General features: G+C 68.9%; 19 protein-coding genes. 10 read left to right on the plus strand and 9 right to left on the minus strand.

All coding sequences use genetic code 11. The annotated features are described in order from the left end of the window. Positions 1 to 160: 160 nt before the first annotated feature. From QZ588_RS13065 to amrB, 3 genes are all read right to left on the minus strand, one after another. Positions 161 to 1438: an HlyC/CorC family transporter gene (locus QZ588_RS13065; RefSeq protein ID WP_295543384.1), complete on the minus strand. Its 1278-nt coding sequence runs from the start codon at positions 1436 to 1438 to the stop codon at positions 161 to 163. Positions 1439 to 1629: 191 nt separating this feature from the next. Next, entirely contained in the window at positions 1630 to 2307 is a 678-nt protein-coding gene (gene amrA, locus QZ588_RS13070; protein ID WP_295543385.1) for an AmmeMemoRadiSam system protein A, read from the minus strand. Further along, positions 2294 to 3088, minus strand: coding sequence for an AmmeMemoRadiSam system protein B (amrB, locus tag QZ588_RS13075; RefSeq protein ID WP_295543386.1), 795 nt, complete (start codon positions 3086 to 3088; stop codon positions 2294 to 2296). Before amrB ends, amrA begins: the two co-directional genes overlap by 14 nt. Positions 3089 to 3271: 183 nt before the next feature. On the opposite strand from amrB, the gene amrS reads away from it, so the two are divergent. Next, positions 3272 to 4366, plus strand: coding sequence for an AmmeMemoRadiSam system radical SAM enzyme (gene amrS, locus QZ588_RS13080; RefSeq protein WP_295543387.1), 1095 nt, complete (start codon positions 3272 to 3274; stop codon positions 4364 to 4366). A 160-nt stretch (positions 4367 to 4526) separates the two neighbouring features. Then, positions 4527 to 5507, plus strand: coding sequence for a recombination-associated protein RdgC (locus QZ588_RS13085; protein ID WP_295543388.1), 981 nt, complete (start codon positions 4527 to 4529; stop codon positions 5505 to 5507). A gap of 61 nt (positions 5508 to 5568) precedes the next feature. Here QZ588_RS13085 and QZ588_RS13090 read toward each other — a convergent pair whose 3' ends face one another. From QZ588_RS13090 to queF, 3 genes are all read right to left on the minus strand, one after another. Continuing rightward, the gene (locus QZ588_RS13090) at positions 5569 to 6579 is read right to left on the minus strand and encodes an NAD-dependent epimerase (RefSeq protein WP_295543389.1); all 1011 of its coding nucleotides are present in this window, start codon (positions 6577 to 6579) and stop codon (positions 5569 to 5571) included. Positions 6580 to 6801: 222 nt separating this feature from the next. Beyond that, positions 6802 to 8103, minus strand: a complete 1302-nt coding sequence (locus QZ588_RS13095) for an FGGY-family carbohydrate kinase (protein ID WP_295543390.1) — start codon at positions 8101 to 8103, stop codon at positions 6802 to 6804. Then, positions 8100 to 8489, minus strand: a complete 390-nt coding sequence (gene queF, locus QZ588_RS13100) for a preQ(1) synthase (RefSeq protein ID WP_295543391.1) — start codon at positions 8487 to 8489, stop codon at positions 8100 to 8102. The genes QZ588_RS13095 and queF overlap by 4 nt, the downstream gene beginning before the upstream one ends. A gap of 197 nt (positions 8490 to 8686) precedes the next feature. Here queF and smc point away from each other — a divergent pair, with 197 nt between their 5' ends. The 5 genes from smc (at position 8687) to QZ588_RS13125 (ending at position 16731) form a co-directional block, all read left to right on the plus strand. Further along, positions 8687 to 12193, plus strand: a complete 3507-nt coding sequence (gene smc / locus QZ588_RS13105; protein WP_295543392.1) for a chromosome segregation protein SMC — start codon at positions 8687 to 8689, stop codon at positions 12191 to 12193. Positions 12194 to 12332: 139 nt separating this feature from the next. Further along, a complete protein-coding gene (locus QZ588_RS13110; RefSeq protein ID WP_295543393.1) occupies positions 12333 to 13061 on the plus strand; it encodes a cell division protein ZipA C-terminal FtsZ-binding domain-containing protein in 729 nt (242 codons plus the stop codon). Then, positions 13058 to 15346, plus strand: a complete 2289-nt coding sequence (gene ligA / locus QZ588_RS13115) for an NAD-dependent DNA ligase LigA (RefSeq protein WP_295543394.1) — start codon at positions 13058 to 13060, stop codon at positions 15344 to 15346. The genes QZ588_RS13110 and ligA overlap by 4 nt, the downstream gene beginning before the upstream one ends. A gap of 214 nt (positions 15347 to 15560) precedes the next feature. Next, entirely contained in the window at positions 15561 to 15863 is a 303-nt protein-coding gene (locus tag QZ588_RS13120) for a segregation and condensation protein A (RefSeq protein WP_295543395.1), read from the plus strand. A 19-nt stretch (positions 15864 to 15882) separates the two neighbouring features. Further along, positions 15883 to 16731 (plus strand): carbonic anhydrase family protein, encoded by an 849-nt coding sequence (locus QZ588_RS13125; RefSeq protein ID WP_295543396.1) that lies wholly within the window; start codon positions 15883 to 15885, stop codon positions 16729 to 16731. Between the two features lie 88 nt (positions 16732 to 16819). On the opposite strand, the gene QZ588_RS13130 is transcribed toward QZ588_RS13125, so the two are convergent. From QZ588_RS13130 to QZ588_RS13140, 3 genes are all read right to left on the minus strand, one after another. Further along, a complete protein-coding gene (locus QZ588_RS13130; RefSeq protein ID WP_295543397.1) occupies positions 16820 to 17680 on the minus strand; it encodes a peptidyl-prolyl cis-trans isomerase in 861 nt (286 codons plus the stop codon). A gap of 103 nt (positions 17681 to 17783) precedes the next feature. Beyond that, entirely contained in the window at positions 17784 to 18086 is a 303-nt protein-coding gene (locus QZ588_RS13135) for a YciI family protein (RefSeq protein ID WP_295543398.1), read from the minus strand. 18 nt (positions 18087 to 18104) lie between these two features. Further along, on the minus strand, positions 18105 to 18893 hold the full coding sequence (locus QZ588_RS13140; protein WP_295543399.1) for an inner membrane-spanning protein YciB: 789 nt from the start codon (positions 18891 to 18893) through the stop codon (positions 18105 to 18107). 506 nt (positions 18894 to 19399) lie between these two features. Here QZ588_RS13140 and QZ588_RS13145 point away from each other — a divergent pair. The 3 genes from QZ588_RS13145 to QZ588_RS13155 all read left to right on the plus strand — a co-directional run bounded on the left by QZ588_RS13145 (position 19400) and on the right by QZ588_RS13155 (position 21732). Next, positions 19400 to 20260, plus strand: a complete 861-nt coding sequence (locus tag QZ588_RS13145; protein ID WP_295543400.1) for a PHP domain-containing protein — start codon at positions 19400 to 19402, stop codon at positions 20258 to 20260. Positions 20261 to 20365: 105 nt separating this feature from the next. After that, a complete protein-coding gene (locus tag QZ588_RS13150) occupies positions 20366 to 20989 on the plus strand; it encodes an L-threonylcarbamoyladenylate synthase (RefSeq protein WP_295543401.1) in 624 nt (207 codons plus the stop codon). 56 nt (positions 20990 to 21045) lie between these two features. Then, a complete protein-coding gene (locus QZ588_RS13155) occupies positions 21046 to 21732 on the plus strand; it encodes a site-2 protease family protein (protein WP_295543410.1) in 687 nt (228 codons plus the stop codon). Positions 21733 to 21761 lie beyond the last annotated feature (29 nt).

Genomic DNA, 21761 nt, shown 5'->3' on the forward strand with positions numbered 1-21761 from the left:
CTGCTGTCGAGACCCCCGCCAGCCGCAACCCAGCCCGCAGACGCCTGCGCCGGACATTGACATCCGCCGGGTATAACACCCGGGCCCGTGCTGGCTCATCGCACGGCCTCGTGTGGGCCTCGGGCCGGGGCGCGACGAGCCCCGCCGGCGCGACTGCGCGTCAGTGCAGACTCGCCGCCGCCGCCGGCGGCGGTCCGAGGTGCTTGACGGTCTTCACGGCCTTGTCGTCCGTTTGCAGGATCTCGAGCGGATGGCCATAGAGCTTGAGGCTGGTGCCCGGCTGCGGGATGGTTTCCAGATAGTCGATGATGAGCCCGTTCAGGGTTTTGGGGCCACGCTTGGGCAGGCTCCAGCGCATGGCGCGGTTGAGCTCGCGGACATTGATGCTGCAGTCGATGAGCAGGCTGCCATCGTCGGCGCGGTGGATTTCAGGATAGGCATCGGCGGGGTCGGTGGTGAATTCGCCGACGATCTCCTCCAGCAGGTCCGCCAGGGTCACAAGCCCCTGGAAGTCGCCGTACTCGTCCACCACCAGCGCCACGCGGCGCTTGACGCGCTGGAAGGCGATGAGCTGCTGGTAGAGCCGGGTACCCTCGGGCACGTAGTAGGGCGGACGGGCGATGCTGCGCAGGCGCTCGCGGATGTCGCCGTCGTCGTCCAGGAGTCCGATGGTATGGCGCGTGTGGAAAATGCCGACGACGTTGTCCATGCCGCCGTCGAAGAGGGGCAGGCGCGTGTAATTGGCGCGCTTGATGGCGGCGACGATCTCGTCGGCCGGGTCCTGCAGGTCGATGCCTTCCACCTCGTTGCGCGGGATCATGATGTCCTCGAGCACCGCATGTTCCAGGTCGAGGATGGCGATGAGCATGTCGCGCGAGCGCTCGGGAATCATGGCGCCGGCCTCGTTGACCACCGTGCGCAGCTCTTCGCGGCTCAGCGCCGAGCCCTGCTGACTGTGCGGCTGGACGCCGAACAGCCGCAGCAGGTTGTTGGTGATGATGTTCACCGACCACACCACCGGCTGCATCACCTTGAGCAGGGGGGTGTAGACATAGGCCGCAGGATAGGCGAGGGCCTCCGGATGCAGGGCGGCGAGGGTCTTGGGTGTGACCTCCGCGAAGATCAGGATCACCAGGGTCAGGATGCCGGCGGCGATGGCGATGGACCCTTCGCCGCCGAGCTTGAGGGCAATGACCGTCGCCAGGGACGATGCCAGGATATTGACGAAATTGTTGCCGAGCAGGATCAGGCCGATGAGTCGGTCCGGGCGCTCGAGCAGCGCGCGGGCGAGCTTCGCGCCCCGGTGGCCGCTCTCGGCGCGGTGACGCAGCCGATAGCGGTTGAGCGTCATCAACGCGGTCTCAGAGCCCGAGAAAAAGCCGGACAGCACCAGCAGTACCAGCAGGAACAACAGCTCGGGGATAGGGATTTGGTCCACGGTCAGGTCTGGCAGGTGTGATGCGGAGAGGGATGAGGTCGTGTTGGCGCGCGTCGAGCCCCGATCGGGATCTGGATGAGCCTTTGGGCCGCAGCTGGCGCCGTCCGGGCGCGTGCTTGCTCCGGCGGCTGCCGGCGACGTGTCGCTGTGCGGCGTCGGACGTGGCCCGGCTGGCTCTGCGCCGCTCAGGCTTATGCTCGATCGCCGAAGGATTCGGTCCGGTAACGCCAGACCCGAACCGCATCGCTCCAATGATCCGGCGTCAGGCCAGCCTTTTCCTTGAGCCGGCGCAGGAAGTCCCCGGGCACCGGCAATTGTTCCCAAACCGCCGGCAGGAAGGTGCCGCGGCGGCCCGCATCCGCGAGGATGAGCCCATCACTGCCCGGTACCAGTTGCGCCAGCAGGTCGGCCTCGTCGCTGAACACCAGCTCCACTGCCGGCGTCAGTACCGATATTTTGATGTACAGCGGCGCCAATTCGGCGAGGACGAGCGGTGGGAAGCGCGGATCCCGGAAGGCCGCCGCGAAGGCGTTGTCCGACACGTCCAGCGCCAGGGGCTGGGTTGCCTCGAGATGGCCGATACAGCCGCGCAGGCGTCCCTGTAGCTCCAGCGTCACGAACGCCGCACGCGGCGCCCGCAGGGGCGGTGCTTCGGCGGCCAAATCCAGGGCGCGCGGGCGGCCGGTGTCGAGGCCATGGCGGATGGCGTCGCGGGCGATAGCGAGCAGCCGATGACGCTGGCTGGTATCCAGCGGCGCACATGGCGCACCGGCGGCGGCGTCGGCGCGAGCACCCGGGTCTGAGTCAGTGTCCGCACCGGCGACGGTGGAACGGGACGTTGATGGTCTGCCGGCGTTAGTTGAATGCATAAGCCCCATAGCCTACGACCCGGTCCTTGGGGCCCGCCGTATCGCCGGAGTTGCGCAGGTCCAGCTGTTGGGCGTGCAGATGGTGATGCCGGGCCGCCGTCAACAGCCCCGCGATGGGATGCCTGCCGCAGGCCTGGCCCGCAGAGATGGCCTCAGGACGCAGTGTACAGATGGCCTCCGAGGTGCGGGCGTCGATGGCCCGGGCACTGTCGTAGTCCAGGTAGTGGCTCAGGTCGGAGCTGATGACGATGAGGGTCTCCGCGCCGCCCCACAGGCGCTCCAGTACGGCGGCCACCGCGTCGGCGCCGGCATCGCCCACCAGCAGTGGCACGATGCTGAAGTGCCCCAGGATTGCCTGCAGGAAGGGCAGCTGCACCTCCAGGCAGTGCTCGCCATCGAATGCCATGTCCAACTCGTGCACCTGGGGCAGGCCGGTGAGGCTGGCGAGTGCCCCCCGGTCCACCGCCACACCGCCGAGGGGCGTTGCGAACTGCTCGGCGGTGGGCACGGCAATACCGCGAAAGGGCAGGCGATGCGCCGGGCCCAACAGCAGCACGCGGCGGATCAGGTCGGGCCGCGTGAGTTGCGCGTAGGCGCTGGCGGCGATGGCACCGGAGTAGGCATAACCGGCGTGCGGTGCGATGAGCGCTTTGGGTTGCGGCGCCCGCTCGGCGGCTGCGGGGCGTGCGGCGGTCAACAAATCTGTGACGGCCGCATGCAGCACACCCGGGTCGTCCGGATAGAAGAGACCCGCCACCGCGGGTCGGCGAATGTTCGACATGATTGGATGTCCGCTGCCAAAAGGTCTGGTTGCGACCATACTCAAGCCATGCGCGGGCGCGCCTGCGCCAAGGCCCCGGCTCCTGTCTGGGCTGGCGCAGCCCAACCCGCCCCTGTCCTGAAGTTTAGCGCGCGTGCCCATGATTGTTGCACGAGCGCACGCGCCCCATCGGGAGGATGACCCATGAGCGCCGTCGCTGCGCATCCCACGCAATTTTGGCACCGGCTCGACGACGGCCGCGTGCAATGCGATGTCTGTCCACGCGCCTGCGTGCTGAAGGAAGGCCAGCGCGGCCTCTGCTTCGTGCGCGGCTGCCAGGACGGAGCCGTCGTGCTCCACACCTACGGGCGCTCCAGCGGCTTCTGCATCGACCCCATCGAGAAGAAGCCGCTGTTTCATTTTCTGCCCGGCACGCCGGTGCTGTCCTTCGGCACCGCCGGCTGCAACCTGACCTGCCGTTTCTGCCAGAACTGGGATATGTCCAAGTCCCGGGCAATGGACACCCTGGCGACGGAGGCCTCGCCGCAGGGCATTGCGCATGCCGCGGCCGCGCACGGCTGCCGCAGCGTCGCCTACACCTACAACGACCCGGTGATCTTTCTGGAGTATGCCTGCGACACGGCCGCGGCCTGCCGGGCGCTTGGCATCCGCAATGTGGCAGTCACCGCCGGCTATATCGCCCCCGGGGCGCGGGAGACATTCTTCGCCTGCATGGACGCTGCGAACATCGACCTGAAGGCCTTCACCGACGCCTTCTACAAAAAGCTCTGCAGCGCCCACCTGGATCCGGTGCTGGAGACCATCGAGTACGTGCACAAAGACACCGATGTCTGGCTGGAGCTCACCACACTGATCATCCCCGGCCACAACGACAGCGATGCGGAGATTGCGCGCATGGCCGCCTGGGTGGTGGAGCACTTGGGACCGGACGTGCCCATGCACTTCAGCGCCTTCCATCCGGCCTACCGGATGCGCGAGCTGCCGCCCACGCCGCCGGCCACTTTGACCCGGGCCCGCCGCGTGGCGATGGATCAGGGCGTGCGCTATGCCTACACCGGCAATGTACAAGACGGCACCGGCGGCAGCACCTTCTGCCATGCCTGCGGCGAGCTGCTCATCGCTCGCGATTGGTACCAGCTCGGGCATTGGGGGCTCACCGCCGATGGCCGCTGCGCCCATTGCGGCACCGCCTGTGCCGGCGTCTTCGAGGCCGAGCCCGGGCACTGGGGCGCGCGGCGCTTGCCGCTGGCGCCGTCCGCACTGGCCCAGACGACCTGATCGGCACGCCCTGATCGGCACGTCCTGATCGCATCGAGCGGATACGATCCGAGTGCCGGCACGCCGAGCCGGCGAGCACCGGCAATCCCGATGCGAGCGGTCGATTTGCCCGAATGCCTCGGCAGCCGGATAATCCGCGGCTTTTTCGCGGGAGCAGCGGATGTTCAAGAACGCCCGGATCTACCGGCTCAATGCCCCTCTCGAGCTCGACGAGCTCGGCCTCCACGAGCGCCTGGCAGACAAGGCCTTCCGCGGCTGCGGCCCGCTCGAGGCCATGACCATGGGCTGGAGCCCGCCGCTCGGGCCGCAGGCGGACATGCTCACCCACGCCGTCAACGGTTGTCTGTTGGTGGCCGCGCGCCGCCAGGAGCGCCTGCTGCCGGCGTCGGTGGTGAAAGAGGCCGTCGCCGAGCGCGTCGCGGAGCTCGAGCAGGCGGAAGGCCGCGATGTCTCCCGCCGCGAGCGCTCGCAGCTGCGCGATGCCCTCCTGGCGGAAATGCTGCCGCAGGCGTTCACGCGCTCGCGGCTGGTGCCGGCGCTCATCGACGCCGTGGCGGGTCGGGTCGTGGTGGATGCCGCCAGCGACAAGCTCGCCGAAGAGGTGCTGTCGTTGCTGCGCGAGAGCCTGGGCTCGCTGCCGGTCACGCCCGTCGCCGCACCCGCGGCGGCCGAGCGCTTCACCGCTTGGGTGCTGAGCGGCGAGCCACCGGCGGGCCTGACACTGGCGGATCAGTGCGAGCTGCGTGATCCCGCCGAGAAGGGCACGGTGGTGCGCTGCCGCGGTGTGGATCTCGGCTCGGCCGAGGTGCGCGCGCATATCGATACCGGGATGCGAGTGGCGGCGGTGGGACTGGACTGGCAGGATGCGCTCTCACTGCTACTGGCCGACGACCTGTCCCTGAAGCGACTGCGTTTCGCCGATGAGCTGCTGGAGCAGGCCATGGACGGCGCCGAGGACGAGGACCCGGCGCTGCGCTTCGAGGCGGAGATGAGCATCATGACCGAGCAGCTGCGCGGACTGCTCGGTACGCTGGAAGCAGCGCTTGGCGAGGCGGCCGGCACGGGCGCGCCCCGCGCCGCTGCCGATGCGGCCATGCCGGCGGGCGAGGCCCCGGCCGGGGAGGAGGCGCCGCCTTGGTGAACGCCATCGCCGGCAAGCGCACCGGCGCTCGATCAGCGTTCGGTGGTACGGCGTCGAGGGGTTATTGGACGCCGTAGTAGTCCCGGTACCACTGCACGAAGCGGGCGACGCCGTCTTCCACGGTGGTCGCCGGCTTGTAGTCCAGCTGCGCCACCAGATCCGTGACGTCGGCATAGGTGTCGGGCACGTCGCCCGGTTGCAGCGGCAACAGGTCTTTTTGTGCCTCGCGCCCCAAACAACGTTCCAGGACCTCGATGTAGTGCATCAGCTCCACCGGCTGGTTGTTGCCGATGTTGTAGAGTCGGTACGGCGCGCTGCTGGTGGCCGGGTCCGGCGTGTCGCCGGACCAGGCCGGATTCGCCGCCGGCACCCGATCCAGGACGCGGATCACGCCTTCGACGATATCGTCGATGTAGGTGAAGTCGCGGCGGTGCTTGCCGTCGTTGAAGACCTGGATGGGGCTGCCTTCGAGAATGGCGCGGGTGAACTTGAACAGCGCCATGTCCGGCCGTCCCCAGGGGCCATAGACAGTAAAGAAGCGCAAGCCCGTGGTGGGCAGCCCGTAGAGATGGCTGTAGGTGTGGGCCATGAGCTCATTGGCCTTCTTGCTGGCGGCATAGAGGCTCAGGGGGTGATCCACATTGTCGTGCACCGAAAACGGCATGTGCGTGTTGGCCCCATAGACGGAGCTGCTGGATGCATACACCAGATGCTCGACCCCGTTGTGCCGGCAGCCCTCGAGGATGTGCGCGAAGCCCACCAGGTTGGTGTCGACGTAGGCCAACGGGTTGTCGATGGAATAGCGCACACCGGCTTGCGCGGCCAGGTTGACGACCCGATCGGGGCGGTGCTCGGCGAAGGCCGCGGCGATCTGGGCACGATCCTCCAGGCTCAGGCGCAGGTCCGTGAACCCGGTGTCGGCGGTCAACCGCGCGAGACGCGCCTGCTTGAGGCTGACGTCGTAGTAGTCGTTCAGGTTATCCACGCCGATGACGGTGTCGCCGCGCTCGAGGAGCCGCAGCGCGAGGGTGGAGCCGATGAATCCGGCGCTGCCGGTAACGAGCACTTTCATGGGACCGAACTGGGCGGATGGGTTGGGCGGATAGATTGTGGGGGTGAGCCGCTAGAGCGCGGCGGCTCCAGTGTGGCCAGCCGCGGGTCGTTCTCTGGAACAGCGATCGGTGCCAAAGGCCATGAGCATACCACGCGTGCGCCGCGGCCGATTTGAATGCCCCGGATCGAGCGGCGGGACGGCGCCCGGTGCAGCGCACCACCGTTTGTCGCCGCGGACCGCTCAAGCGCCGGCCAGAGCCGCCAGCGCCAGGCGGGCTGCGCCGGCGGCGGCCTCCTGCTCGGGGGCGGGGATCACCTCGATGCCGAGCAGGCGCCGGCGCAGGGCAGTCCAGACGGCGTTGCCGGCACCGCCGCCGATGCTCAGGACACGTCTCGGGGCGGGCGCTCCGAGTTGTGTGAGGCGCCGGTAGCCGTCGCGCTCGATGCGGGCGATGCCCTCCAGGAGACCGTGCAGAAATCGCACATCGTCCCGGGGACGCGGTGTCAGCCTGGGCTCGAGGAGAGGGTCCTGCACCGGAAAGCGCTCCCCGGGGCCGGGCAGGGGATAGTAATCGAGCCCGCTCGGCTGCTGCGGGTCGATGCGCATGCTGAGCCGCGCCAGCGCGGCGTCGTCGAAATGCGCCCGCAGCACGGCGCCGCCGCCGTTGGAGGCGCCGCCCACCAGCCAGCGATCGGCCAGGCGGTGGCTGTAGACACCGAAGTCCGCTGCCGCAACCGGCCGCTCGGCGATGATCTTGAGCACTAAGGTGCTGCCCAGACTCGTCACCGCATCGCCGGGCTCGTGCGCGCCCGTCGCCAGCACCGCGGCGGTGCTGTCCGTGGTGCCGGCGCAGATCAGGGTGTCGCCGGGCAGCCCGGTGGCTTCGGCCGCCGCCGGGGCGATTGCGCCGAGCGGCGTCCCCGGGGCATGCACCTGCGGCAGCGCCTGCATGGGCAGGGGCAGCGCCGCAAGCCAGCGCGGCCAGCGTTCCATCGCCGGGTCGAAACCGAGCTTGAGGGCGTTGTTCCAGTCGCTGTCGCCGAAGCGTGCGAGCAGACGGCCGGTCAGCCAGTCCGCCTGGTGGAGCACACGCACGTCCTCGGGGTCGGCGTTTGTGCTCGCCAACAACCGCAGCGCCTTCGCCAGGCTGGCACTCGGGCCGTGCGCCGGCGAGTCGGCGGGCGCCGTCGCTGCGACCCGGGCGGCGGCCCGCATGGCGCTGCGATCGTTGTACAGCAGCGCCGAGCCATAGGGGGTGCCATCGCGGTGGGTCAGCAGCACCGTGGCGGACGTGCCATCCAGGCAGAGCGCGCAGGGTTGGGCGCCCAGGTCCGTCGTCGCGCAGAGTCGGCGCAGCACGCGCTCCAGCGCCTGCCACCAGAGCGCCGGGTCCTGGTGGACGCCGCCGGCGGCGGTCCGGACCGCCGCCGGCAGTGGCTCGGCGGCCATCGCGAGACGCGCGCCGGCGGTGTCGAGCGCCACCGCCCGCACGCCGCTGGTGCCGACATCGACGCCGATGCCGATGCCGGCGCCCGGCGTCATGGCAGCTGTACGGGCTGCGGTGCCTGCCAGTCCGGCGCGCGATGCTCGGCGACGACCTTGGTGTAGATGCCGCCGCGGACGTTGAAGTCCGCCGTCAGCCGCATGAACCGTGGCTCGGTCGCCGCCACCAGATCCCCCAGGATGCGGTTGGTCATGGCCTCGTGGAAGCCGCCCTCATCGCGGAAGGACCAGACATAGAGCTTCAGGCCCTTGAGCTCGACGCAGGTCGCCTCCGGGATGTACTCGATGGTGAGCTCGGCGAAGTCCGGCTGTCCCGTCTTCGGGCACAGGCAGGTGAACTCCGGCACGCGGATGCGGATGACATAGTCGCGGCCGGGCTCGGGGTTGGGAAAGGTCTCGAGGGTCTTGGTGGGGTGTGACGGCATCGGGCGGTAGACTCTAGCGATGGTGAAGATGGGGCACAAGGTTCTGACGTGGTACGCGGCACGCAGTACGGACGGGCGCCCGCCAGTGGCGAGCTCCGTGCTTCGTACCGCTCAGCGCGGCCCCGGCAGTCTACCAGCGCCGCGGTGTCGGTCGGTGGATGCTTGTGACGCTCCGATGCGTTCAGTATCTTCCCGCGATGCGGTTGGAAAAGATCAAATTGACGGGATTCAAGTCCTTCGTCGACGCGACGACGGTGTCCTTTCCGAGCAACCTCGTCGGCGTCGTCGGGCCCAACGGTTGCGGCAAGTCCAATGTCATCGACGCCGTGCGCTGGGTCATGGGCGAGAGTTCCGCGAAGATGCTGCGCGGCGCCTCCATGGCGGATGTCATCTTCAACGGCAGCACCAGCCGCAAGCCCGTCGGCGTCGCCGGCATCGAGCTCACCTTCGACAACAGCGCCGGGCGCGCCGGCGGCGAGTTCGCCCGCTTCAATGAAATCGCCGTCAAGCGCCAGATCTCCCGCGATGGCCAGTCGACGTATTTCCTGAACGGTGCCCGCTGCCGACGCCGCGACATTCAGGACCTGTTCCTCGGCACGGGCCTGGGCCCCCGCAGCTACGCCATTATCGAGCAGGGCATGATCTCGCGCTTCATCGAAGCCAAGCCCGATGAGCTGCGCCTGTTCATCGAAGAGGCCGCCGGCATCTCCAGATACAAGGAGCGCCGCCGCGAGACCGAGAATCGCATCCGCCACACCCGCGAGAACCTGGATCGCCTCAACGACCTGCGCGATGAGGTGGCAAAACAGCTGCAGCACCTGGAGCGCCAGGCGGAGACCGCCGAGAAGTATCGTCAGCTCAAAGCGGATGCGCGCCGGCTGGAGGACGAGCTCACCGCCCTGCGCTGGCGTGAGCTGGATCAGGAGCTCGGCGCCCGCGACCGCGCCATCGGCGAGCTCACGGTGGACCTGGAGCGCCGCCACGCCGAGCAGCGCCGGCTGGAGGCCCAGATCGAGACGGACCGCGATGCGCACGCCGAGGCCGCCGATGCCTTCAATCTGGTACAGGGTCGCTACTACTCGGTGGGTGCCGAGATCGCGCGCCTGGAGCAGGCCATCCGCTACGCGGACGATAACCGCAACCGCCGGGAGGTCGAGCTCAAGCGGGTGCGTGACGAGTTCAGCGCGGCGCAGGATCACCGCGCGCGCGACAACGAGCGCATGGTCGAATTGCGGCGCGAGCTCGAGCGCGACGAGCCGGCACTGACCGAGGTCGGCGAGCGCCTCGCCGCCGCCGCCGACGAGCTGGCCGGGGCCGAGGCGGCGCTCGACGCCTGGCAGAGCGCCTGGGATGCGCTGCAAGAGGGCCCCGGCGGGCCCACCGAGCGCGCCCAGACCGAGCGCGGGCGCATCAACGACCTGGAGCAGCGCATCACCCGCGCCGAGCAGCGCGCCGCGCGCATCGCCGAAGATCGCGCCAAGCTCGACACCGTCGAGCTCGCATCCCGACTCGAGCAGCTGCAGGCGCGCTCCGACATTCTGGACGAGCAGATCGCCGCCGCCGCCGACAACCAGGCGCGCAGCACCGAGGCCCTGCGACAGCTGGAGGAAGCGCGCACCGCCGTCGCCGCTCGGCTGGACGCCGCCCGCACCGAGCTGCAGACCTGCCGCGGCCGGCAGGCCTCCCTGGAGGCGCTGCAGGACGCCGCCCTGGAGCAGGGCGATGACGCCGTCAGCGCCTGGATCGAGGCGCAGGGTCTCGGCGACGTGCCACGCCTGGTGGACAGCATCGAGGTGGACAGCGGCTGGGAGGCGGCCGCGGAGGCGGTGCTCGGCGATCTGCTGGCGGCGCTCTGCGTGGCGGATCTCGACACCCATGGCCCACAGCTCGATTGCGGCCCGCTGGGCCTCCTGGGTCCGGGGCTGCGCCACGACCTGGAGCCGCCGGCGCCGCAGGCCGACGCCCTGGCGCGGCGGGTCCGCTGTCCATGGCCGCTGCACGGTCTGCTGCACGGCATCCGGACCACCAACACCCTGGCGGAGGCGCTGTCGCGGCGTGGCGAGCTGGCGCCCGGCGAGCGCATCGTCACCCGCGACGGCGCCCAGGTGGGGCGCGACTGGCTGACCCGACCCGGCGACGGGCCGCGGGTGGCGGGCACCCTGGCACGCGCCGAAACGCTGCGCGCCCTGCAGGCGCAGAGCGACGAGCTCGACGGCGTCATCGCAGATCTGATGACACAGCACGACGGCCTGGCGGAACGCCGTCAGACCTTGGAGCAGGCGCGCGACGACGCGCTCGACACGGTCAGCCGCCTCAGCCGCGAGCGCGCGGCGCTGGATGCGGAGGTTGGCGCCGGGCGCTCGCGGCTGGAGCACATGCGCGAGCGCATCGCCGTGCTGGACGCGGAGCTGGCCGAGCTCGCCGAGTGGCGCGCCGAGGCGGCCGAGGACATCGAGACCGCCCGCGAGCGGCTGCACCAGGCCCTGGAAGAGACGGAGCTGCTCGCGGCGGAGCGGGAGGCGCTCGGCGCCCGGCGCACCGCCTTGCGGTCGCGTGTGGCGGAAGCCCGGGCCGCCGAGGGCGGCCTGCGGGATGAGCGCCAGCGCTTGGAGGTGGCGATCCAGACGCGACGCGCGTCACTGGATGCGCTGGAGGGGCAGCTGGCGCGTGGCGGCGAGCAACTCGCCAGCCTGGGTGCACGCCGCGACGAGCTGCTGACGGCCCTCACCGAGGCCGCCGAGCCGGTGGCCGAGCAGCGTGAGCAGCTGCAAGCCCAGCTCGAGCAGCGGGTCGCGGTGGAGGCGGATCTCGGCGATGCGCGCGCGCGCATGGAGGCGCTGGACCAATCCGTGCGTGAGGCCGAGCAGCGCCGCCATGGCCTGGAGCAGGCGGTGGCCGGCGTACAGCAGGACCTCGATGGCAAGCGCCTGGAGCGTCAGGAGCGCCTGGTGCGCCGTCGCACACTGGAGGAGCAGCTCGCCGAGCGGGGCGCGGTCATGTCCGCGGTCGTCGCCGGTCTCGGCGACGCCGCCAGCAGCGCCGAGCACGAGCAGGCGCTGGCGCAGGTGAAGTCCCGCATCGAGCGCCTGGGCAACATCAACCTCGCCGCCATCGATGAGTTTCGGGAGCAATCCGAGCGCATGCGCTACCTGGACGCGCAGCACGCGGACATCAGCGCCGCCCTCGAGACACTGGAGGCGGCCATCCGCAAGATCGATCGGGAGACGCGCGCGCGCTTCCAGGACACCTTCGAGCGCATCAGCCAGGGTCTGCAGCAGCTCTTCCCGCGCGTGTTCGGCGGCGGCCACGCCTATCTGGAGCTCACCGGCGACGACCTGCTGGACACCGGCGTCGCCATCATGGCGCGCCCGCCCGGCAAGCGCAACGCCAGTATCCACCTGCTCTCCGGCGGCGAGAAGGCGCTGACGGCGGTGGCCTTGGTGTTCGCCATCTTCCAGCTCAACCCTGCGCCGTTTTGCATGCTGGACGAGGTGGACGCCCCGCTGGACGACGCCAATGTCGGGCGCTTCTGCGAGCTGGTCCGCTCCCTGTCCGATCAGGTGCAGTTCATCTTCATCACCCACAACAAGGTCACCATGGAGATCGCCGACCACCTCATCGGCGTCACCATGCACGAGCCCGGTGTATCGCGGCTGGTCGCTGTGGATGTGGACGAGGCGGCGAAGTTGGCGGCGGTGTCTTGAGACGATGCTGACGCCGCCGGGCTGGATCCCGCCTCGTCGTGCACCGCACACCGACCCGGCGGGTGCGCTGATATACTGCGCCCGAGTCGAGACGAAGCCGCGCCACCAATCAAAGCGAGCATGAGGGGGCAAGCACCGAATGGACGCCGCAACATTGCGCCTGATTCTGGTCGTCGTCGGGGCCGTGCTCCTGATCGCGTTATACGCTTGGGAAAAGCAGCGTGCCGCCGCCAGCGATGAGCGCACACGGGCTGCGCAGCGTCGCAGCCCCGCCCCAGCGCGTCGCCGCCAGGAGCCCAATCTGGGCGGACTCACGGACGACGGGCTGGCGGCGTCGACAACTGCGCGTGGCAGCGCCGCCAACGATACGCCGCCTGACACGGCGCCGACGCCGACGCCGGCGCCCGCGGCGAGCACGAGCGCGGCGCCCGAAGAACAACTGCTGATCCAGCTCTACATCACCAGTGCCGGCGGTGCCTTCGGCGGAGAAGCGATCATGAGCGCCGCCGGGCGCTGCAAGCTGCGCCCGGGTGAGATGGACATCTTCCATCGCACCCGCGGCGAGGCACCCGACGGCGCGCCGCTGTTCAGCATGGCCAACCTGGTGAAGCCCGGCACCTTCCCCTTCGACGACATGGGCGCGTTTACCACCCCGGGGCTCGCGCTATTCGCCCAGTTCCGGGGCGAGCCGAGCGATCTGATGGTCTTCGATGAGATGCTCGACGCCACGCGGGTGATGGCCGAGCTGCTCGGCGGTGACATCCTTGGGCCGCAGCGCGAGCCATTGCGCGAAGCCGACGCCCGGAGGCTGCGCGCACAGGTGCGTGCTCTGCTGCATGGCGGTGACGATGATGGCGCGGTGGTGTGAGCGCCCCACCCGAGGTCGTCGAGCGGGCCGCGGCGCTGCGCTCAGAGCTGCACCACCATAACTACCGCTACTACGTCCTCGACGACCCGGAGATCACCGACGCCGCCTACGACCGGCTGTTCCGGGAACTGCAAGCGCTGGAGCAGCGTTATCCACAGCTGCGCACACCCGATTCACCGACGCAGCGGGTTGGCGCGCAGCCCGGCGAGCGCTTCGCCGAGGCGCGCCACCGGGTGCCCATGCTCTCCCTGGGCAACGCACGCGACGATGGCGCAGTGCGGGATTTCGATCGGCGCATCCGCAAGGACTTGGATGCCGACGTCGTCACTTATGTCGCCGAGCCCAAGCTCGACGGTCTCGCCATCAGTTTGCTCTACGAGGATGGTGTCCTGGTGCGCGGTGCCACCCGCGGCGATGGCTCCATCGGCGAGGATGTCACGGCCCAGGTGCGCACCATCGGCGCCGTGCCGCTGCGACTGCGGGGCGCCGGCTGGCCGCGACTGCTGGAGGTGCGCGGCGAAGTCTATCTGCCGCTGGCGGCCTTCGAGCGGCTCAAGCAGCACATGCTCGCGTCCGGCCATGCCCCCTTCAAGAATCCCCGCAATGCCGCCGCCGGCAGCCTGCGGCAGTTGGATCCCGCGGTGACCGCCGCCCGGCCGCTCACCATGTTCTGCTATGGCTTCGGCGCCGTCGAAGGTGGCGACCTGGGGCCGACCCAGAGCGGCGCGCTGGCGGCCCTTCGCGACTGGGGGCTGCGGGTGTCACCCGAGTCCCGGGTCGTCACCGGCGCCGACGGCTGCATCGATTATCACCGCAGTATCGGCGCGCGCCGCGACGGACTCGACTACGAGATCGATGGCGTCGTGTTCAAGGTGGACGACCTACAGGCCCAGCGTGCGCTGGGTTTTCGCGCCCGTGATCCGGTCTGGGCCATCGCCTACAAATATCCCGCCCGGGAAGAGCAGACCATCGTGCGCAGTGTGGAGTTCCAGGTGGGACGCACCGGTGCCGTGACCCCCGTTGCACGGCTGGCGCCGGTGGATGTGGCGGGCGTGACCGTCGCCAATGCCACGCTGCACAACATCGACGAGGTGCACCGCAAGGACGTGCGCGCCGGTGATACCGTGATCGTCCGACGCGCCGGGGATGTGATTCCCGAGGTGGTGGCGGTGGTCGATGCCCTGCGCCCGCCGGATACCGAGCCGGTTCGGCTGCCCGCCCAATGTCCGGTGTGCGGCGCGGATGTGATACGCGCCGAGGGCGAGGCGGTGGCACGCTGCAGCGGCGGTCTGACCTGTGCCGCCCAGCGCCGGTCAGCGCTCAAGCATTTTGTCTCGCGCCGGGCCATGGACATCGATGGTCTCGGTGACAAGCTCATCGAGCAACTGGTGGAGCAGGGCATGGTGCGTGACCCGGCGGACCTCTATGCGTTGACTGTGGAGGACTACGCCGGCCTGGAGCGCATGGCGCAGAAGTCGGCACAGAATCTGGTGCAGGCGCTGGCGCGCAGCCGCCGGACAACGCTGTCACGCTTGATCTATGCCCTTGGCATTCGTGAGGTGGGGGAGGCGACGGCGCAAGCATTGGCCGCCCATTTTCGTGACCTGAAGCCGCTCATGACGGCGGATCTCGACACCTTCATCGTCGACGTGCCGGGTATCGAGGGGGTGGGAGAAAAAACCGCCACCGCGCTGCTCGCCTGGCTCCAGCAGCACCCTGATGCCGGCCCCGGCGAGCAACCCCTCGCCGATTGGCTCGCCGGTCTCGGCATCCGCGGGCTGCGGCCGCCGGCGGCCGCGCGCATCGCCGAGCGCTGGCCAGACCTGGCGGCGCTGCGGCGGGCACAGGTGGCGGACTTCCTGGGCGGCAAGCGCAGCCGCATCGAAGGGGTCGGCCCGGTGGTTGCCGCCCACATCGTGAGCTTCTTCGCGCAACCGCACAACCGGGCGGTGATCGACAAGCTGCTGGACCCGGGCATCGGGGGCATCACCTGGCCCGCACCGCCGGCGGCCGAGGGCGTCGGCGCCGATCGACCGCTGGCGGGAAAGACCGTGGTGATCACGGGGACGCTCAGCCGCCCCCGAGACGCCGTCAAGGCGCAGCTGGAGCGCCTGGGCGCCAAGGTCACAGGCAGTGTCTCCACGAAGACGCATTACCTGCTGGCTGGGGCCGATGCCGGCGCCAAGCGTGCCAAGGCGGCGTCGCTCGGCGTCAAGATACTGGATGAGGAGGATTTGACCGCCCTCACCCAGGGGGCTTATGCGCCTGACGCCGGAGATGTTTGAGCCGGGGCAGCGTGCGCAGGCGAAGACCGGCGCCCCAGGTGGCCCCTGAGCCGCCGCACCTGGACCGGGTCCGCCTGGATCGGGTGAATAATGCCATCAGTGCCCCGACTTCTCCAAAATCAGCGCCGGTGCGCGTCGCCGTCACGGCACCCTCGCACCCTGCGCACACGCAGCAGGCCCGTAGCCAGCGGCCCAATCCGAACGGAGGAGTCAGATGCCCGATCACTCGCCCGATCACTCGCCCGATCTCTCGCAGGAACAACAGATCCTGGTCGCCATGCGCAAGACACTGGCGGCCGTGATCAAGGACGTGACCCCACCCCCTGGCATGAAGCATCCATTGTCCAACGACACCATCCAGGATGTTCGACAATGCTTGGCGCTGATCTCCGCCCGCGAGAAAGCGCTGGCCGACGCCGACGGCCGCGGTGGTGAGCGGCCGTATTACATCGACGAGCCTCAAGCCGCGACCGTTGTTCCCATCGCAGGCCTGAAGCGCTCGCGCAACAACGACTGAGCCGGCGCCATCCGTGGCTATGAGCCTGGTGCCGATCGAGCGCAAGACCGCCCGGCGAGGGCGCCCGCCGGTTGCGCCTCGGGCGCTCGGCGCACTATTGGCCTTGGCATCGGTCGTCGCCGCGACGCCTGCCATCGCCTGGCAGAGCGGCATCGCCGTGCCGGATCCCAAGGCCATGCCGCAATGGCGCTACACCGGCGAGCGGGGGCCGGAGCACTGGAGCGAGCTGGATCCGAGCTACGGTGCCTGTGCCCACACCGACACTCAGTCCCCGGTGGCCCTCACGGAGTCCATGGCGGTGGTGGCTGCCTGCGAGCCACTGCGTTTTCGTTATCGTAGCAGCCCGCTGTATGTCACCAATGATGGGCGCGCGTTGCGACTTGGCTACGATCGCGGCAGCCATCTGCTGGTGGCGGGGCTGAGCTACGAGCTGGTGGAGCTGCGCTTCCATGCGCCCGCCGAGCATGTCATCAACGGCAGCCGCGCCGACGCCGAGCTACAGTTGATCCATGCCAACAACCGCGGCGACATCGCGGTGGTGGCCGTGGCGCTCATGCCGGGGCCGCGGGCAAACAGCATGTTGCAGCGCTTGTTGGAGCATGCCCCTCGGAGGTCAGGCGAGTCCTTTTACGGCCGCAATGTCGGCGTGAATCCGCTCTTTCTGCTGCCGGGGCGCAAAGACTACTTCGCCTACAGGGGCTCGGTGACGCGGCCACCATGCACCGAGGGCGTGCACTGGTATGTCATGCGCACGCCGCTGGAGGTTGCCGACGCCGACCTGCAACGTCTGGCGGGCTTCATGGAGCCCAACGCCCGTCCGCTGCAGCCCCTCGGCGGACGTCGGGTCACCAAGGCCTGCGGACCATGAGGGTGGCGAATCCTACACATCCAGCCGCCGCGCGCAGCAACGTCCGCGCCCGGCGACGCGGACGCTGTGCTGCGCGTCGGGTCGGCGGTTATTCGCCCTCGTCCTTGAGCTTTACCACGTCTTCGTTGAGGTCCACCATCGACTGATCGCGCATCTCTGCGAGCTTGGTCGCGACTTTCTGGCGCTTGACGGCCGCCTCCAGCTGGGCCTTGGCCTCTTCAAAGGCGGGTGGCTCGGCATTGCGGGTTTCTTCCAGCAGGATGACATGCCAGCCGAACTGCGTTTGTACCGGCTCTTCGGTCCATTCGCCGGGCTTGAGCTGAGCGACCGCGTCGGCGAAGGGCTTCACCATCTGCCGATTGTCGAACCAGCCGAGATCGCCGCCCCTGTCCGCCGTGGGGCCGAGGGAATGCTCCTCGGCCAGCGCTTCGAAGTTCTTGCCCTTCTTTTTGCCCACCTGCTTCGCTAGATCCCGCGCCTTTTCCTGATCGTCCACCAAGATGTGCCGGGCCTTGTACTCGGTGCGCTTGGCCTGCTCCGTGAACTGCTCGTAGGCCTGCTTGAGCTCATCCTCGCTGACCTCGGTCTCGGCGGCGATCGCCTGCAGCGCCACCTGCGACAGCACCAGCATGCGTTGCAGCTGCAGCGAGGCCTTCACCTCCCGCTGCGCGGCGAGCTCGCGCTGCTCGGCCTCCTGTGCCGCCACGACCAGATTCATGAATTCATTGAAGATCTGCTCTTGCAGCTGGGGTGAGTTATTGGCACCCGCCTGCTGCAGACGCTGGGCATAGAAGGCGCGGAACAGATCGAGGCTGTAGGGCTGCTCGTTGATCGTGGCGATGAGGGTGTTTTCGTCGCTGGCATCCTCTTGCGCCAGCACAGGCTGGGCCAACAGCGCCGTCGCCAGGGCGGCGGCGAGCAACTTCTTCGGTGTTGGTTTGACAGGCATCTGAGCTCTCCTTCAGGTTGGTGATAATGGGGTGACTCGCGGCGCTGGTTTGAGCCCAAAGGCCAGGCGGTAGCAACCGCACCGTCCATGCATCGTTGGACACTCAGCGTGGCAGAACCTGCTTGAACGGTTTGACACAGACCTCTCGATAGACGCCGGCGGCGACATAGGGATCGGCGTCGGCCCAGGCTTGCGCGGCGCTGAGGTCATCGAATTCCGCCACCACCAACGAGCCGGTGAAGCCCGCCGCGCCCGGATCCGCGGCGTCCACGGCCGGATGCGGCCCCGCCAGGACGAGGCGGCCCTGTGCCTGCAGGGCTTCGAGCCGTCCGAGGTGCGCCGGCCGGGCGGCGCGACGCGCCTCCAGGCTCTTGGGGTGGTCGGTGGCGATGATGGCGTAGAGCACGGTGTGATCTCTCCAAGGCTAGCGGCTGCGGGACTCGGCCTCTGCCGGGGTCACGTCTGGGGTTCCGTCTGGGGTCACGTCTGGGACCGTATTTGGGGCCATACCTGGGGCCGCGCCATCCGCGCCGGCCGGCACAGCGGTGGGCCGGGTGTCGGCGTCCGGGTGGATATGGCGGGCGAGGTAGAACGCTTGGGCCAGGACGAAAACCAGGGTCATCCCCATCATACCGAACAGCTTGAAGTCCACCCAGGCGGCCTCGGCGGCATGTGCCCGCTCGCACAAGCCGAGGACGCCGCCGGTGAACAGCTCGGCGCAAGCGGCGAGGTCCACCGCCGGCTCGCCGCTGGCGGCGATCAGCGCTTCCTTGGCCGCATAGAAGCCGCTGCCAACATAGACGACATACAGGTTGGCGAGCCCCGAGACGACGAAAAATGCCACCCAGGCCAGGTTCAGGCGTCGCCAAACGCGGGTTGGCGCCGTCACCGCATGGCCCATGATGCGCTGCACCAGGGGTTTGTCGCCGATGAAATGACCGCCGAGGAAAACCAGCGCGAAGAGCCAGTTGACGATGCTCGGCTTCCACATGACAAAGGTCGGGTCGCGCAGTGCGAGGGTCATGCCGCCGAACAGCAGCAGGAGTGCGAGCGTGACCAAGTGCATGCGCTCGATGCGCCCCTGGCGCCAACGCACCCAGGCGACTTGCAGCGCGCTCGCGGCGATGGCGACGACGGTGGCCGCGTAGATGCCCTGGAGCTTATAGGCGACGAAAAACAGGATAACCGGGAAGACATCGAACAGAAATTTCATGGGTTGCTCGGGTATGTTGCCGGGCTTCTGATGCCGGGGCCACCGACGCCGCCATCCGTGCGGCGATCAGGCCCTCCTTGAGCACGCAAGCGCTCGTGCCGGACACGGCGGACGTCGGGGCGCCTCGATGCCGATGTCCGCGGCTCCCCGGGATGTGGTGCAGGCCCGGGCGTGGTGTTGACGTGTATACACGCCCACCGCGGCCGGCCCGCTTGAGCATGGCGTCGGGCCGAGGACCCAGCGCAGGCGCAATCACCAGACCCGCGGCAAGACGGACATCCACGCCTTCGCGTCCCGGTGTCAGTGATCTCAGGCTTGCATGTGGGCTTGGAGAATAGCAGCCGTGCCTGTGCCGATGTAACCGGCGAGCCATTGTCGTGCGCGGGTGCACCTGCATCGCGCATTGCGCGGGGGCAGTTCCAGGTAGCGGTCCCAGGGCAGCGGTCCCAGGGCATCGGCCGCGCGTTGTCCGCCAGCGACGAAGCAGAATCGGTTAAACTGCCTGGATGCTCAAGATCCCTGATTTGCACACGCATTCCACCGCTTCGGATGGCACCCTGTCACCCACGGCCCTGGTGGAGCACGCCGTCGCCGCTGGTGTCGAGACCCTGGCGCTGACCGACCACGACACCCTCGCCGGCATCGCCGAGGCGCAGGACGCGGCTGCACGCTGCGGTCTGCGCCTGATCCCGGGCGTGGAAGTGTCCGTCACCTGGGGCGGGCGCACCGTGCACATCGTGGGCCTCGGCGTAGACACCGCCTCCGCGACCCTGCGCGAGGGCCTTGCGGGCCTCCAGGCGTATCGGCTCTGGCGCGCCGAGGAGATCGGCCGGCGCCTGGCCAAGGCGGGCTATGACGGCGCCCTCGAGGGTGCCAGACGGCATGCCGCCGGCACCCTCATCGGCCGTACCCATTTTGCGCGGTTCCTGGTGCAGCGGGGTGCCGCCAGCGACCTGCGTGATGTCTTCAAGCACTTTCTCGTCGCCGGCAAGCCGGGCCATGTGCCGGGCGAGTGGACAACACTGGAACAAGCACTGGGCTGGATCCACGCCGCCGGCGGTATCGCCGTCATCGCCCATCCGGCGCGCTACGATTTCACCCGCACCAAGATGCGCCGTCTCCTCGGCGAGCTGAAGGAATGCGGCGGGCGCGGGCTGGAAGTCGTCTCCGGCAGCCACAGCAGGGACGATTACTTTGTCTATGCCCGCCACGCGCGCGACGAGGGTCTGCTCGCCTCCGCCGGCTCCGACTACCACGGGCCGGAGAAGCCCTGGATCGAGCTGGGCCGGCTGCCGCCGCTGCCCGATGGCTGCACGCCGGTGTGGACGGCGCCGGCCTTCGCGAGCGCCAGCGGTGCTGGCGCTTAACGCGCAGCCCGGGGCTGCGCTGGGCGCATCCCGCGTGCCCGCATCGCGGCCGAGGGCGCGGGCGGCCGCCCCAGCTGCGATATGGCCTGCGATGTGGCCAACGACATGGCCGACTACCTCGAGATCCATCCCCGCAACCCCCAGCGACGGCTGATCAGCCGTGCTGCGGAGGTGCTGCGCGGGGGCGGTGTCATCGTCTACCCGACCGACTCGTGCTACGCGCTCGGCTGCCGCATCGGCGAGAAATCGGCATTGGACCGCATGCGCATGATCCGACGCGTCGACGACAAGCACCACTTCACACTGGTTTGCCGGGATCTCTCGGAGATCGCCACCTATGCGCGTGTCGATAACGTCGTCTATCGCCTGCTGAAGGCGTTGACGCCGGGTCCTTATACGTTCATCGTCCAAGCCACCAAGCAGGTCCCGCGTCGCCTGCTGCACCCCAAGCGCCGCGCCATCGGTATCCGTGTGCCGGACACACCCATCGTGCGTGACTTGCTTGTGGCGCTGGATCAGCCCATTCTCAGCACCACGCTGATCCTGCCCGGCGACGAGGAGCCGCTGGCGGACATGCTGGACATTCGCGACCACATGGATCACTGCGTCGACCTCATCATCGATGGCGGCGCCTGCGGCACCGAGCCGACCACGGTGGTGGACATGACCAGCGCGCCGCCGACGGTGCTGCGGCACGGCCGGGGTGACACTGCGCTGTTCGACGCCTGAGCCCTGCCGCGGCGTGTAAGCCCAGGAGCCAATCGTTGCAAACCCTGCTGCTGCTGATGCTCATCGCGCCGCCGGTGCTGCTCGCCATCACGGTGCACGAGGCCGCGCACGGCTGGGTGGCGAGCCGGCGCGGAGACCCCACGGCGCTGTTGCTCGGACGCGTCACCTTCAATCCGCTGAAGCACATCGACCCCGTGGGCACGCTGCTGGTCCCGGCGGTGATCTTCCTTATGTCGAAGACCCTGGTTGGCATACCCTTCCTGTTCGGCTGGGCCAAGCCGGTGCCGGTGAACTGGCGGCGGCTCCACAACCCGCGCTGGGATATGGCCTTGGTGGCCGCCGCGGGCCCGGGCGTGAACCTGCTCATGGCGTTTGGCTGGGGGCTCGCCATCGAGCTCATGGCGCTGCTGGCCCTGGTGGTGTCCGTGCCAACCTGGCTGCTGGTATTGTGGGTGGACATGTGCGTGGTGGGCATCGTCATCAACCTGGTGCTCATGGCCCTGAACCTCTTCCCGTTGCTGCCATTGGATGGTGGCCGTATCCTGAGCGCATTGCTGCCGCCGCCCGTGGCGGCACGCTTCTCGCGACTGGAGCCCTATGGCATCCTCATTCTGCTGCTGCTCCTGTTCCTGCCGAGCGGCCATCCCCCCGGCCTGCTCGGCGCCGCCTTGCGCCCGGTGGTGAGCGGTGTGCTGACGGCGATACCCGCGCAGGCCCTGGTGCGTGATCGATTTCCCATTTGACATGTCGTCTGGTCGCACAGGCGGCGCGC

This window comes from uncultured Thiohalocapsa sp. (assembly GCF_913062725.1).
In the GTDB taxonomy this organism is placed as follows: domain Bacteria; phylum Pseudomonadota; class Gammaproteobacteria; order Chromatiales; family Chromatiaceae; genus Thiohalocapsa.